This is a genomic window from Vibrio sp. LaRot3 (assembly GCF_027587025.1).
Classification (GTDB): domain Bacteria; phylum Pseudomonadota; class Gammaproteobacteria; order Enterobacterales; family Vibrionaceae; genus Vibrio.
Window position 1 is genome coordinate 14,344 of record NZ_JAPPTI010000011.1, and the last position, 13,953, is coordinate 28,296.

At 45.3% G+C, this 13,953-nt stretch carries 11 protein-coding genes; 8 read left to right on the forward strand and 3 right to left on the reverse strand.

The annotated features are described in order from the left end of the window. Positions 1–358: 358 nt before the first annotated feature. Together OH461_RS16700 and uvrD are read right to left on the reverse strand one after the other, a co-directional pair. Complete coding sequence (locus OH461_RS16700; protein ID WP_270021696.1) at positions 359–814, reverse strand: GAF domain-containing protein; 456 nt, start codon at positions 812–814, stop codon at positions 359–361. A 108-nt stretch (positions 815–922) separates the two neighbouring features. Continuing rightward, entirely contained in the window at positions 923–3,097 is a 2,175-nt protein-coding gene (gene uvrD / locus OH461_RS16705) for a DNA helicase II (RefSeq protein ID WP_270021697.1), read from the reverse strand. Between the two features lie 257 nt (positions 3,098–3,354). On the opposite strand from uvrD, the gene OH461_RS16710 reads away from it, so the two are divergent. The 4 genes from OH461_RS16710 to OH461_RS16725 all read left to right on the forward strand — a co-directional run bounded on the left by OH461_RS16710 (position 3,355) and on the right by OH461_RS16725 (position 5,826). Beyond that, on the forward strand, positions 3,355–3,615 hold the full coding sequence (locus OH461_RS16710) for a BufA1 family periplasmic bufferin-type metallophore (RefSeq protein ID WP_260261382.1): 261 nt from the start codon (positions 3,355–3,357) through the stop codon (positions 3,613–3,615). Between the two features lie 87 nt (positions 3,616–3,702). Next, a complete protein-coding gene (gene bufB / locus OH461_RS16715; protein WP_443088472.1) occupies positions 3,703–4,569 on the forward strand; it encodes an MNIO family bufferin maturase in 867 nt (288 codons plus the stop codon). Then, positions 4,566–5,357 (forward strand): HvfC/BufC N-terminal domain-containing protein, encoded by a 792-nt coding sequence (locus OH461_RS16720; RefSeq protein WP_270021698.1) that lies wholly within the window; start codon positions 4,566–4,568, stop codon positions 5,355–5,357. Before bufB ends, OH461_RS16720 begins: the two co-directional genes overlap by 4 nt. A 10-nt stretch (positions 5,358–5,367) precedes the next feature. Further along, positions 5,368–5,826 (forward strand): DoxX family protein, encoded by a 459-nt coding sequence (locus tag OH461_RS16725; RefSeq protein WP_270021699.1) that lies wholly within the window; start codon positions 5,368–5,370, stop codon positions 5,824–5,826. A 100-nt stretch (positions 5,827–5,926) separates the two neighbouring features. Here the strand turns inward: OH461_RS16725 and prlC are convergent, their stop codons facing one another. Then, on the reverse strand, positions 5,927–7,969 hold the full coding sequence (gene prlC / locus OH461_RS16730) for an oligopeptidase A (RefSeq protein WP_270021700.1): 2,043 nt from the start codon (positions 7,967–7,969) through the stop codon (positions 5,927–5,929). Between the two features lie 228 nt (positions 7,970–8,197). Between prlC and OH461_RS16735 the strand changes: the two genes are divergently transcribed. The 4 genes from OH461_RS16735 to OH461_RS16750 all read left to right on the forward strand — a co-directional run bounded on the left by OH461_RS16735 (position 8,198) and on the right by OH461_RS16750 (position 13,866). Next, complete coding sequence (locus tag OH461_RS16735; protein WP_270021701.1) at positions 8,198–9,037, forward strand: 23S rRNA (adenine(2030)-N(6))-methyltransferase RlmJ; 840 nt, start codon at positions 8,198–8,200, stop codon at positions 9,035–9,037. 204 nt (positions 9,038–9,241) lie between these two features. Beyond that, positions 9,242–10,597, forward strand: coding sequence for a glutathione-disulfide reductase (gene gorA / locus OH461_RS16740; RefSeq protein WP_270021702.1), 1,356 nt, complete (start codon positions 9,242–9,244; stop codon positions 10,595–10,597). Between the two features lie 370 nt (positions 10,598–10,967). Beyond that, complete coding sequence (locus tag OH461_RS16745) at positions 10,968–12,914, forward strand: methyl-accepting chemotaxis protein (RefSeq protein ID WP_270021703.1); 1,947 nt, start codon at positions 10,968–10,970, stop codon at positions 12,912–12,914. A gap of 301 nt (positions 12,915–13,215) precedes the next feature. Then, positions 13,216–13,866, forward strand: a complete 651-nt coding sequence (locus OH461_RS16750) for a hypothetical protein (protein WP_270021704.1) — start codon at positions 13,216–13,218, stop codon at positions 13,864–13,866. Positions 13,867–13,953 lie beyond the last annotated feature (87 nt).

A 13,953-nucleotide genomic window follows, 5' to 3' on the forward strand; every position in this document is an offset into this window, starting at 1 on the left:
GGTTATTCAGGATGAATGATCGGCACGGATAGCAAATTGGACATTGAACGGACGCAATAGTGACTAGGATGGTTGCTACTAAGGATGGGAAATGGACACCTCTGGACGAGGCAAGGACTTAGCATCAGGAAGATGCAATGGACACCGCTCAGGGAACAAGTGATGAGAGCTAACGAGGACTGTTAGCAGACCAGGATAAGGTCAAGGACACCGCTAGGACGGCGACGAAAGGAATACGCTGAAGGACTACAGCACACTATCATGGATTTGATGCATGGAGCACTTTTAGTAGCCGGATTGCTGCGAGTAAGACTATAACCCCGATGGGCGCAAGCCCTCGGGGTTTTTCTTTATTGGCTTACAGATACTGTTCAATGGTCTGTCTAAGCTCATCGATTCTTTCAATAGCACTTGGTTTGCCATGGGCAAAATCAAATGGCTTATCATTAAGCGCACATACTGTGCCTATCGGTTTACCACGGTGAATGATCGGCAATCCGTAATAAACGCCCAAACCAAATTTCACTAAGTCTTCATTACCGCGCCACTCTTCATCAATAGCTGCGTCTTCAACTAATAAAGGCCTCTCGGTATTTACCACCCGCTCACAATACAATTCATGACAACCTTGCTGAACACTTTTAGGACCAGAGTCGCCCGCAGAGTAAATCGGTTGTTGGTTAGCAGCGAATACAATCATGCTGTCTGGCGTCGACTGCATAATCAATAAAGAGTGAAGATGGTACTGCTGAGCAATCTCTTCAAGCTCAGCGGTGAGGGATTGTTGGTATTGATCTAACTGCTTAAATGGCATTGGGGATGCTCCTTGTTCAAACAATTCACATCCCCAATCTTGGTAACCAAACACTATGCACACAAGTGCATTTTATTCAGAGCGTGAGCACCGCACGAAAAAGTGTCATTAAATCTTCTCTAACTTAGCGTAAGCTGTGACAAGCCACTTGATGCCTTCACCATTAAATGCAACTTGAACACGGCTTTGCGGACCGCTGCCTTCAAAGTTAATGATGGTGCCTTCACCAAATTTAGGGTGCATCACGCGCGCGCCTAAACTAAAGCCTGTCTCATTGAAGCTCTCTTTCACAACCGTTTGGCTAAAGCGACCACTGCTTGCTGGGCGGCTCACTTGTGCTTTCATGCGCACTTCATCCAAGCAGCCTTCTGGCAATTCACGAATAAAGCGCGATGGCTTGTGGTACTTATCTTGGCCATACAAACGGCGCATTTCCGCATACGTGATATAAAGCTTTTCCATTGCGCGGGTCATGCCCACGTAGCAAAGGCGACGTTCTTCTTCTAAGCGCCCAGCTTCTTCCGCAGACATCTGGCTTGGGAACATGCCCTCTTCAACGCCTACCATGAATACCAGTGGGAACTCCAAACCTTTCGCACTATGCAGCGTCATAAGTTGCACCGCATCTTCAAACTCATCCGCTTGGCCTTCACCCGCTTCTAATGCCGCGTGGGTTAAGAATGCAGTCAGCTCAGTCAGCTCTTCAGCTTCTTCTGGCTTTTCAAATTGGCGCGTAGCGGTAACCAGTTCTTCCAAGTTCTCAATACGAGCCTTAGACTTTTCGCCTTTCTCTTGTTCATACATAGCAAACAAACCGGAATACTTAATCGTATGGTCAGTTTGCTCATGCAAAGACATTTCACAGGTGTCGTCTTCCAACGCATTAATCAGTTCGATAAAACGACTTAATGCCCCAGCCGCTCGGCCAGTCAGTACTTTTTCATCAATCAATGACACGCTGGCTTCCCATAGGGTGCAGCCACGATCACGAGCAGCAAAACGTACCGTTTCTAATGTTTTGTCACCAAGGCCACGCGTAGGGGTATTCACCACTCGTTCAAATGCAGCATCGTTATCTCGGTTGTTCATCAAACGCAGGTAACCAAGCGCATCACGGATTTCTTGGCGTTCGAAGAATCGCATACCGCCGTAAATTCGGTAGGGTAAACCCGCTTGCAATAACGCTTCTTCCAATACACGGGATTGGGCGTTATTACGATAAAGCATGGCCGCGTCATTCAATGCGCCGCCTTTTTCTTGCCACTCTTTAATTTTACCAACCGCAAAGCGCGCTTCATCTAACTCGTTATAAGCGGAGTAAATTGAAATCGGCTCACCTTCTGCGCCATCCGTCCAAAGCTCTTTACCCATACGCTCAGTGTTATTAGCGATCAAAGTGTTGGATGCTTCAAGAATGGTTTTGGTTGAGCGGTAGTTTTGCTCCAAACGAATCGTGTTTACGCTCGGAAACTCTTGAGTAAATTTCTCAATGTTCTCGATTTTAGCGCCGCGCCAACCATAGATAGATTGGTCATCATCACCCACGATCATCACATTGGATTGCGGACCAGCCATCATACGCAGCCATGCATATTGGATGTTGTTGGTATCTTGAAACTCGTCGACCAAAATGTGCTTAAAGCGCGCTTGGTAGTGCTCTCTAATAGCAGACTTATCACGCAGTAACTCATGCGCTCGCAGTAAGATTTCCGCAAAGTCGACCAAGCCAGCACGGTCACATGCTTCTTGATAGGCGCTATACAGCTGCAAGTAAGTTTTAGTCACTGGATCATGGTAAGCATCAATGTGATTTGGACGTAACCCTTCGTCTTTCTTACCATTAATCCACCAGCAAACCTGACGAGCAGGCCACTGCTTTTCATCTAAGTTTTGTGCTTTGATCAGACGCTTCAACAGGCGTTGTTGATCATCTGAATCAATGATTTGAAAATCTTCTGGTAGCTTAGCATCAAGGTAATGTGCGCGTAGAATACGGTGGCAAATGCCGTGGAAAGTACCATTCCACATGCCTGATGCACTGCCCATCATGAGCTCTTCAATACGACCACGCATCTCCGCCGCCGCTTTGTTAGTAAACGTCACCGACATAATAGAGAACGGTGATGCTTGTTCTACCGACATTAGCCACGCAATACGATGAACCAACACTCGAGTTTTACCACTACCTGCACCAGCAAGTACAAGTAAGTTTTCGAGTGGTGCTGCTACGGCTTCACGCTGTTTATCGTTCAAACCGTCAAGAAGTAAGGAGGGATCCATCATGGCTAAGCTACTGGTTATTTATACATAAAAGGTGATTATAACCTAAACAACCAACCGAAATCAGAAGAAAAAATAGAAAAATTTCTAACTTTTTTAGCACTTAAATATCAATCAATTAGATAACAATTTATTATCACTTTTGTACATTTCAGAAATTTCATGAAAGTTTTTCTGCGCCTTTCCTATCCTTTTATGTAAGCAAGTTGATGATTAGCTTGCGAATTTAAAACAAAGGAAATCAGCCAGAGGAAATTACTATGAAAAAGTCTAATCTTGCCGTTACTGCTGCTATTACAGGTCTTGTTGCTCTAGGTGGCACCATGCTCACAGCAGCTCCAGCTGTCGCTGCGGAAAAAGAGAAATGCTATGGCGTAGCAAAAGCCGGCAAAAATGACTGTGCGACTAAAACCAGCTCTTGTGCCGGTACTTCAAAAGAAGATAACCAATCAGATGCTTTCGTAGTCGTTCCTAAAGGACTATGTGGCAAGCTAACGGGTGGTAGCACGAGCTCTTCTTAATCTGCACCACAACCAATCGATAAAGAGAGGTGTGCTAACGCTCAACTAGCACACCTTAGTTTCTAAAACTACAACAAGGATTTTATCGTGACGTCAGCTGCCCAACACTCAATGGTTGGAGTAGGTTTACGCTCCCCGCATATGGACTTCTTTTTAACTGAGCCTGCGCAATTAACTTGGTTAGAAATTCACAGCGAAAACTACTTCCAGCCCAACGCACCCTCTCGACAACAACTGCACAAGATTCGCGAAGACTATCAGATCAGCTGTCATGGGATTGGTTTATCACTAGGCAGTGTTGATCCCATTAACCCAACACACATCCAACAGCTCAAGCAGTTGGTTGATGAAGTAGAACCGATATTGGTCTCGGATCATCTCAGTTGGAGTGAAAACGGTGGGCATCACTTTAATGACTTACTGCCACTGCCCTACACCGAAGAAGCACTAGAAGTATTTTGTCGTAACGTGGTTCAGGTACAAGACGCGCTCAAGCGCCCACTCCTGATTGAGAACCCATCCAGCTACGTGAAATACCAACACTCAACCATTTCTGAGTGGGATTTTTTAGCCGAAGTGCATCAACGCACTGAGTGCCGCTTACTGCTTGATTTTAATAATGTACATGTATCCGCATTTAATCATGGATTCAGTAGCGAAACCTTTTTAGCTGGCGTGCCTGCCAATGCAGTCGATGAAATTCATTTGGCAGGTTTTACTATCAAACATCTCGATAAAGGTGAAATCTGGATTGATACCCACAGCCGCCCCGTCAGTGATGACGTTTGGTTGCTGTATGAAAAATGGGTCGCTGAAAACGGTGTTAGACATACTTTGATTGAATGGGACTTAGACATCCCACAACCGGATGTATTGCTCACAGAAGCCAGTAAAGCCAGTCAACGATTGTTTGATTTAGAGCAGACCCAACCCAGTTTGAAGGTGGCGTTATGAGTCGTTCTGATGTGAATAACGCTGATGGTTCTATTTCCCTACGCCAACTGCAAAATCAATTTGCCAGAGCGTTGCATTATCAGGCAAAGGGGGAAGATTGCCATATTGTCAGTGACCAATTTAGCGCTGATGAACGCATGCAGATTTATCGCAACAACTTCATCATTAGCTTAAGCGAAGTATTAGAAGCCACCTACCCTATGCTGCAAGCATTGCTCGGTGAAGAATGCTTTACTCAAGTCGCTCGCCAACATGTATTGAGCCATCCACTCACTGAAGGCAATGTCACCTATTACGGCGAACACTTTGAACAAACTTTACAGCAGTTTGAAGCGGTGATTGAAGCGGCACCTTATTGCGTGGAAGTGGCCAAATTTGAATGGGCATGTGATGTCAGCCAACAGCAATTTTCGGTTCATAGTGCTGATGGACTGATTCCGTTAGCACACTTAGCCAACATTGAGCCATCTCGTCATGGGGAAATACGCTTTCATTTACGCCCCGATGTACTGTTGTTTAGCAGCCACTACGCTGTGTACTCACTGCAAACTGCCATCTCGAACGGCGATTTTGATGGTCTAGATATCCATCAGCCCGAACAAGGGTTAGTCGCTTGCCATATCGATGGCAGCCCATGGAGCCTCGCGCTTTCAAATGAGGCCTTTCAACTCATCCAACAACTACAACAAAAAACATTAGCGGAAATCCCACCAGACTTACTCTCTGAACGCAACCAAGTGATTGAGCTGAACATAGTCTCGGGATTAACCATTGATGAACACCACTAAGGAGAACGTTATGCCTGAATCTCACACATCACACCCATTGGTTCAAAGCTACGATACCCTAGTGGGTAAACTACAATGTGGTTTTGTCCCTTTATTACTGCTGTTTTGCCGCCTTTGGGTCGCATGGGTCTTCTTTAACTCTGGACTAGTTAAGATTGCCTCTTGGGATAGCACACTTTATCTTTTTGAACTGGAATACCAAGTACCGCTATTGCCATGGGAGCTTGCCGCTTACATGGGTACTGCCGCTGAGCTGATCTTACCGGTGTTCTTAGCACTTGGATTATTGACTCGCCCGATGGCCGCCATCTTATTCGTATTCAATATTATCGCTGTAGTCTCTTACCCTGTGCTTTGGGAGCAAGGTTTCTATGACCACCAGCTGTGGGGATTGATGATTTTGATTGTCGTGGTATGGGGGGCAGGGCCTATCTCAGCCGATAAGCTGATTCGCTCCAAATTATCTTAAACTACTGCCTTAATTAATTGCCATCAACAGATTAACATCCAAAAGAAACATAAAAATAAAGCCTTCCAATGGAAGGCTTTATTTATTCATTTACGATCAATTAAGCACTAATGCCCGCATGACGCAGCAATGCATCAATTTGTGGCTCACGACCACGGAAGCGTTTGAACAGCTCCATCGGCTCTTCGCTGCCGCCCATCTCAAGGATGTTATTCAGGAAGCTTTGACCAGTCTCTTTATTGAAGATACCTTCCTCTTCAAAGCGAGAGTAAGCATCAGCCGAAAGCACTTCTGCCCATAGGTAGCTGTAGTAGCCAGCACTGTAACCACCCGCAAAAATATGGCTAAAGCTGTGGGAGAAACGGTTCCACTCCAGGCTTGGTAGCACGGCTACTTTTGACTTCACTTCCGCTAGCGTTTCTAGCACACGAGGGCCGACTTCTGGGTCGTATTCCGAGTGTAGGGTGAAATCAAACAAACCGAACTCTAACTGACGCAGAATAAACATCGCAGATTGGAAGTTCTTCGCCGCCAACATCTTATCTAGCATCTCTTTTGGTAGCGTTTCTCCCGTCTCATAATGACCAGAAATAAACGCTAGCGCTTGCTCTTCCCAACACCAGTTTTCTAGGAACTGGCTTGGTAATTCAACGGCATCCCAAGGCACACCACTGATACCCGCAACCGCACCGGCGTCTACTTGGGTCAGCATGTGGTGAATACCATGGCCAAACTCGTGGAATAACGTTACAACTTCATCATGAGTGAATAACGCTGGCTTATCACCGACAGGTTTATTGAAGTTACAAGTTAAGTAAGCCACTGGTGTTTGCAGATCGCCAGACAGTGTAATACGACGACCACGACAATCATCCATCCATGCGCCGCCACGTTTGTGCTCACGAGCGTATAGATCTAAATAGAAGCTGCCACGTAATGTGTTATTGCCATCGAAGATATCAAAGAAGCGCACTGACTCATGCCATGTATCCACACCTTGACGCTCTTCAACACGCATACCAAATACACGGTTTAGCACTTCAAATAGGCCACTTACCGCTTTTGACTCTGGGAAGTAAGGACGCAGCTCTTCATCCGATATTTGGAACAGGTGCTGTTTTTGCTTTTCGCTGTAATAAGCAATATCCCAAAGATTAAGTTCGCTTACGCCAAACTCTTGGTTGGCAAACTGACGTAGCTCTTCAACTTCACGCTCACCTTGAGGCTTGGCTTTGGTCGCTAAGTCATTTAGGAAGCCAAGCACTTGAGCTGGGTTTTCTGCCATCTTAGTTGCCAGCGACTTTTCGCTGTAAGTATTGAAACCAAGCATACGGGCGATTTCATGACGTAGCTTTAGCTTCTCTGCGATAAGTTCTGAGTTATCCCATTTACCCGCATTTGGGCCACGATCTGACGCGCGTGTTACATACGCTTCATACAACTCTTTGCGCAGCTCTTGGTTATCACAGTAAGTCATGACCGGTAAGTAAGATGGAATATCGAGCGTTAACAGGTAACCATCAAGTTCCTTCGCTTCTGCAGCCGCTTTCGCCGCAGCAAGTGCTGACTCTGGCATGCCCGCAAGCTGCGCTTCGTCAGTAATGTGCTTAGTCCAACCCATGGTGGCATCTAACACATTGTTTGAGAACTGCGAGCTTAGCTCAGACATGCGCTTGCTGATTTCGCCATAACGACGCTGATCTTCTGCTGGTAGACCAATGCCTGACAATTCAAAATCACGCAAAGCATCCGTGATGGTTTTCTGCTGAGCTTGGTTTAACTGTGCAAACTCGTCACTGGCTTTAATCGCTTTGTAAGCATCAAATAAGCCTTTGTGCTGACCAACCCAAGTGCCGTACTCAGAAAGCAACGGTAGGCAGCTTTCATACGCTTCACGCAATTCATCACTGTTCACTACCGAGTTCATATGACCGATAGGTGACCAAATTCGGCTTAAGCGATCATCCACCTCTTCAATTGGCGCAACCAAATTATCCCAACTTGGTTGAGTGTTACCTTCTAGCACTTGCTCAATTTTGTCCCGGCACTCATTAATCGCTTGCTCGACTGCAGGCTTAATGTGCTCTGGTTTAATTTGCGAAAACGGTGGTAAGTCCGTAAAGCTAAGAAGTGGATTAGACATAAAGCATTCCTTTTTTTGAGGTCAGCAAACTGACGAGTTCGTCTTTTATTTATTTGTCACGTCTTTACTAAATATAGGTAAGCCAAGCGATTTTCAATAGCAGGCTTGTAATCAAACATGAATTATCCATAACAAATTGGCATCAACCGAAAGCCGTTTGGGTATATAATCACCCTTATCTGTTTTTGATTTGATTATGGCTAATAAAGCCATTTCGAGAGAGTTCCCTTGCTTAGTTACCGCCACAGTTTTCACGCCGGCAACCATGCCGATGTATTAAAGCATATTGTTCAAAGCCTTATCCTTGATTCACTCAAGCAAAAAGATAAGCCTTTTGTCTATCACGATACCCATTCAGGTGTTGGTCGTTACGACTTAACTCACGAATGGTCTGAAAAAACTGGCGAATATAAGCAAGGCATTGAGCGCATTTGGAACCATGCTGATTTACCAGAAGAAATCAGCAGTTACATTGAATCGGTCAAAGCCTTAAATAACGGTGAGAAACTGCGTTACTACCCAGGTTCTCCGCGTGTAGCGCGTGCGCAAATCCGCCCACAAGACCGTATGGTTCTGACAGAGCTGCACCCAAGTGACCACCCGCTACTAGAACAAGAGTTCCACCGCGACCGCCAAGTCAGCATTTACCAAGAAGATGGTTTTAAACGACTCAAAGCGAGCTTACCTCCGCAAGAACGTCGCGGCTTAGTGTTGATTGACCCTCCGTATGAACTGGCTAAAGAGTACCGTGATGTTGTCCAAGCCATTTGGCAAAGCCATAAGCGCTGGGCGACGGGTATTTATGCGATTTGGTACCCAGTGGTTAACCGCTGTGATATCGAAGATATGATCGAAGGCTTAGAAGGCCTTGGCATTCGCAAGATTCTGCAAATTGAACTTGGCGTATCGGCTGATACCAATGAGCGTGGCATGACGGCATCAGGCATGATTGTGATTAACCCGCCTTGGAAGCTAGAAAGCCAAATGAACGAAATTCTCCCTTTCTTAAAAGAAGCGATTGCACCTGCAACCGGTCACTTCAAAGTAGAGTGGATTGTTCCTGAGTAAAAATCAGAACGGACTAAAACCAATTTTTAGGGTTAGCTGAATAGATCAATCATAAAGCGAGAGCTGACCCAGAAATTTAGTAAGGATGGATTGAGTTCAACCTTTCCATCCTCCATATAGGATATTAACCAAACAAATTAAGCAGGGAGCTTGAGGAAAAGAGAAAAAGCTCTTTACCTCCCCTAACAATAATTGGAGAAAGTAATGGCGACTCATTTTGATTACATCTGTATCGGTGGCGGTTCAGGCGGCATCGCATCAGCAAACCGCGCAGCGATGTACGGCGCAAAAGTAGCGCTAATTGAAGCTCAAGATCTTGGCGGCACCTGTGTAAACGTAGGTTGTGTGCCTAAGAAAGTGATGTGGCATGGCGCGCAAGTAGCAGAAGCGATGAACCTTTACGCAGAAGACTATGGCTTCGATGTCGACGTAAAAGGCTTTGATTGGGCGAAGCTGGTTGAAAGTCGTCAAGCGTACATTGGCCGTATCCACCAATCTTATGACCGCGTACTTGGCAACAACAAAGTAAATGTCATTAAAGGCTTTGCTAAGTTCGTTGACGAAAAAACTGTTGAAGTAAATGGCGAGCATTACACCGCCGATCACATTCTAATTGCAGTTGGCGGACGCCCGACGATTCCAAACATTCAGGGTGCTGAATACGGTATCGATTCAAACGGCTTCTTCGAGCTAAATGAGCAACCAAAACGCGTTGCGGTTATTGGTGCAGGTTACATTGCGGTTGAGATCGCCGGTGTACTTCACGCACTAGGTACAGAAACGCACCTATTCTGCCGTAAAGAGTCACCACTACGTAGCTTTGACCCAATGATCATTGAGACGCTAGTCGAAGTAATGAATGCCGAAGGCCCAACACTGCATACTCACTCTGTACCAAAAGAAGTAGTAAAAGAAGCGGATGGTAGCCTAACCCTTCACCTAGAAAACGGTGAAAGCCAAAACGTTGATACCCTAATTTGGGCTATCGGTCGTCACCCAGCAACGGATGCAATCAACCTTGCATCAACAGGTGTTGAGACTAACGATCGTGGCTACATCAAAGTAGATGAGTACCAACAGACTAACGTGAAAGGCATCTACTGTGTTGGCGACATCATGGAAGGTGGTATCGAGCTTACACCAGTCGCGGTTAAAGCGGGTCGTCAGCTTTCTGAGCGCCTATTCAACGGCAAGACCAATGCGAAGATGGACTACGATCTGGTTCCTACTGTTGTATTCAGCCACCCACCAATTGGTACTATCGGACTAACGACGCAAGAAGCAGAAGAGAAATACGGTAAAGAGAACGTGAAAGTGTACACATCTGGCTTTACGGCTATGTACACCGCGGTAACTAAGCACCGTCAACCATGTAAGATGAAACTCGTTTGTGCCGGTGAAGAAGAAACAGTGGTTGGCCTACACGGTATTGGCTTCACGGTTGATGAAATGATTCAAGGCTTCGGCGTCGCAATGAAGATGGGCGCAACAAAAGCAGACTTCGACTCTGTAGTTGCCATTCACCCAACAGGCAGCGAAGAATTCGTTACCATGCGCTAAGCCACTCATTCGAAGTACCCCTAGTGATGGAAGTATTCTTGTCTTTCACCACAGTTGAGTACTGACGAGTCATCGAAAAAACCACGCTGAAACTTTCATTAGTTCTAGCGTGGCTTTTCATTAATGGAGCATTAACTCTATCATCACGTTTATCAACAACAAATACAACACCTTAGAGAATCAAACACCAACTATGTAACACAATGTAAAAGCAGCACTTTCGTGTGACAACACTCCCTGAACGCTTCATCCAACCGCGTTTGTCATATTTTGTTCAAGCTCAGATCTTTAAAATAGTTATGCATACAATTCCACATAACAAATCAGTAACACTGATGCGGTGGGGTTGATCTATTTAGGGAGAACCTCGATGAGCAAATGGACTCATTTATCAATTCGAACCAGAATTTACGTCACTTTTTCGCTGCTGACGTTACTGAGTATTTCTAGTGTCGCACTTTATCTCGGCTTTCATGACTACGATTTGCAAAAGCGCACCTTGGTTGAAGACACCATTCCTAAGCAACTCGATAGCTTGGGCGCGAAAATAAACAACTCATTGTTACCGTCGATTAACTACGCGATGGTGCTTACTGAATCACTACGAGTAGCTGAGTGGCTAAACCAACCAGAGCTAGCTGCAGATACCAGCAGTATTCAAACTAGCTTTAGTGAAATCAAAGCCCTGTCTGACGCAGACATCCTATTTTTAACTGCGCAAAGTGCCTACGGCCAAGAGTACTACAGCGAAGCTTTTGGTGGCTTCAAACGCCAGCTATTGGCTGATTATGTGAACGGCAATTTCTATGGTGACTTTCTCAATACAGGCAAGAAGTACGAGCTGACTCTTGATGAAGTTAACGGCGAAAACTTCTTATTCATAAACTATCGCAGTAATGCCTTAAAACATGATTCTAACGAGCCGCTTGTTGTGGCAGGGCTTGGCGTCAATGTGAATAACATGGTTACGCTAGTGCAAACTCATAACGTAGGTCAACACGGCAATGCCTTGTTGGTCGATGAATTTGGCCATGTGGATGTTCGCCCAGATCAGAGTGTCATTACTGCCGACAACAGTGAAGAAGCACTCGCTGGTTTGCTTGATAAGAGTCAAGCTTACCAAGTAGAAACACGCACCATTAATGGCAAAAGCTACTTCGTAGCCACACATTGGGTTGAAACCGTGCAGCGCTTTGCAGTACTGGAAATTCCAACCTCTCAGCTGATGGCGCCAATGGTCACCATGGCATGGAAGACCTTGTTTGTCGCCCTGATTGTTGGTGGCATTGCCATGGCGATTATGTTCTTGCTTGTGCGCGCTCTAGTGCAGCCTTTACAACAGCTAACTCAAGGCATTGAAAAAGTCGCTTCACAACTGGATCTCAGTCAACGCATTGAAGTCGATGACGAAGCAGAGATTGGTGATGTCGCAAAACAATTCAACCAACTGCTAGACACCTTGCGCCAAGCGCTATGCCAAGTAAAATTCGCCACCAATCATTCGGCCCAATCTGCCGATACACTCAAAGCGAACTCAGACCAAGTCAATTATGCCGCCGAGCAACAGCAAAGCTCATTGGATAATATCGCCGCAACCACTCAGCAAATTAACGTTGCACTGGATGGCTTAGCCCACTTCTGCGCTGAAATTAAAAACGTATCGCAAAGCGGACAACAATCGCTCATCAGTACTCAATCGGTGATGAACAGCAGCGTCAATAGCACGCAAGAGCTACAAGCCAACATGGAAAAAAGTCAGCATGATTTGCACGAGCTCAATATCCATACTGACCGCATCCTAAAAGTCTTGGAAGTGATCAGTGCCATTTCAGAGCAGACTAACCTACTCGCACTCAATGCCGCGATTGAGGCGGCACGCGCAGGTGAACATGGTCGAGGTTTCGCCGTCGTTGCTGATGAAGTTCGCAGCTTATCGCAGCGCACTCATACTTCCACCACCGAGATACAAGAAATCATCAATAGCTTAATGGCAGCAGCGGCTAATGTTACTGAGCAGATGAAAGCGATTCATGACAGTAGTGAAAGCAGCTTAACCGAGCAGCAACAAGCTGCTGACTCTTTGGGTGAACTGCATACGAACCTCAGTAAGTTATTCAACATGAACACGAAAATTGCAGAAGAGACCAGCGCATGCAGTAGCAGCCTGAATGCGATAAGTGGTGATATCGATAATATCGTTGCTCAAGGTCATCAAAGTGAAAACCTACTTCTAGAAAGCAAATCAGCAAGCAATAAAATTGTCGCTGCGATGCAAGGCCTTAGCAAAGAGGTTGATAACTTCAAAGGGGTTGCATAAACCAATCAAAAGCAGGCGGAGCGTTCAAACCGCCTGCTTTTAAAACATTAAGAACTAAACATTCGCTCAATACCTCATTCACGTCTTGCAGCCATCGACAACACCACATAAAGAACGACAGACTGCAAAAATAGTGACTTTTGATAATATTCAATGCCCTACATTGTGTGGTTTTTATCACTTTGCGATAAATTGCGCGTTTTTTTTCTGTTTACGTCCGTTTACTTTTCCTAACTTAAATATAAAATTCATTCCAAATCATAGAGTTGAACAACTCATTTTATAAATAAAGGTTATCTACATGGACACGGTAAAAAATCAGATCAAATCTGCACCAGCAGTAATGAATAAATTTGGCACTTTAACTTACGCATTGATTGCTATTGGCTCATTCTTGCCTGCGGTAACCATCAAGGTATGGGGATCAACCTCATCTGTGACGGGTGCTGACTTTTATGGTCTGTTTGTTGTATTGGTGATGTTGGCAGGTGCCGTATCGTGTGCGATGGGCCTACCTAAAATTATTTCTAAAGGTATCGGTGCTCTTTCTCTTGCTTACCTTTACTACAACCTTTACCAAGCATATCGTGAGCTTGCTCAGTTTGCAGACATGATGGGTAGTTTCGGTGGCAGCTCTAGCCGTGATTTTGTTGGCATTCCTCCTGAAGTATTCAACGTGATCGATATCGGTTTCCCTGTTCTACTGATTGGGTTTGTTTTCTTAAATATTCTTATGTTTAAAGGCTACAAACTGCACCCTCGCTTTGAAGCACTGGACGTGGTTTTACAAGACTACAGCAACAAAGCTTCTCAAGTAGCGAAAGAAAAAACAGAGCAAGCAAAGCAAGTAAGTGCAGAAAAAGCGGCTCAAATCCAAGAAAAGGCAAACGAAATTAAGCAAGAGCGCGCAGAAAAGCAACGCGCTGAAGAAAGCAAAGAGAACGAAAAGTAACCTTAAGGGATTCGAACTCGACACCCAATGCCAAGCTAGGTCTTAGCAGAAAGGGTGGCAACCAATAGTGGAGCATAAACCACTAAA

What these genes read in the sequence shown, in the direction of transcription:
- prlC (WP_270021700.1), bottom strand. Translation starts at nt 7,969, where the DNA reads ATGTCTAATCCACTTCTTAGCTTTACGGACTTACCACCGTTTTCGCAA.
- OH461_RS16725 (WP_270021699.1), top strand. Translation starts at nt 5,368, where the DNA reads ATGCCTGAATCTCACACATCACACCCATTGGTTCAAAGCTACGATACC.
- OH461_RS16720 (WP_270021698.1), top strand. Translation starts at nt 4,566, where the DNA reads ATGAGTCGTTCTGATGTGAATAACGCTGATGGTTCTATTTCCCTACGC.
- OH461_RS16750 (WP_270021704.1), top strand. Translation starts at nt 13,216, where the DNA reads ATGGACACGGTAAAAAATCAGATCAAATCTGCACCAGCAGTAATGAAT.
- uvrD (WP_270021697.1), bottom strand. Translation starts at nt 3,097, where the DNA reads ATGATGGATCCCTCCTTACTTCTTGACGGTTTGAACGATAAACAGCGT.
- OH461_RS16745 (WP_270021703.1), top strand. Translation starts at nt 10,968, where the DNA reads ATGAGCAAATGGACTCATTTATCAATTCGAACCAGAATTTACGTCACT.
- OH461_RS16700 (WP_270021696.1), bottom strand. Translation starts at nt 814, where the DNA reads ATGCCATTTAAGCAGTTAGATCAATACCAACAATCCCTCACCGCTGAG.
- OH461_RS16710 (WP_260261382.1), top strand. Translation starts at nt 3,355, where the DNA reads ATGAAAAAGTCTAATCTTGCCGTTACTGCTGCTATTACAGGTCTTGTT.
- gorA (WP_270021702.1), top strand. Translation starts at nt 9,242, where the DNA reads ATGGCGACTCATTTTGATTACATCTGTATCGGTGGCGGTTCAGGCGGC.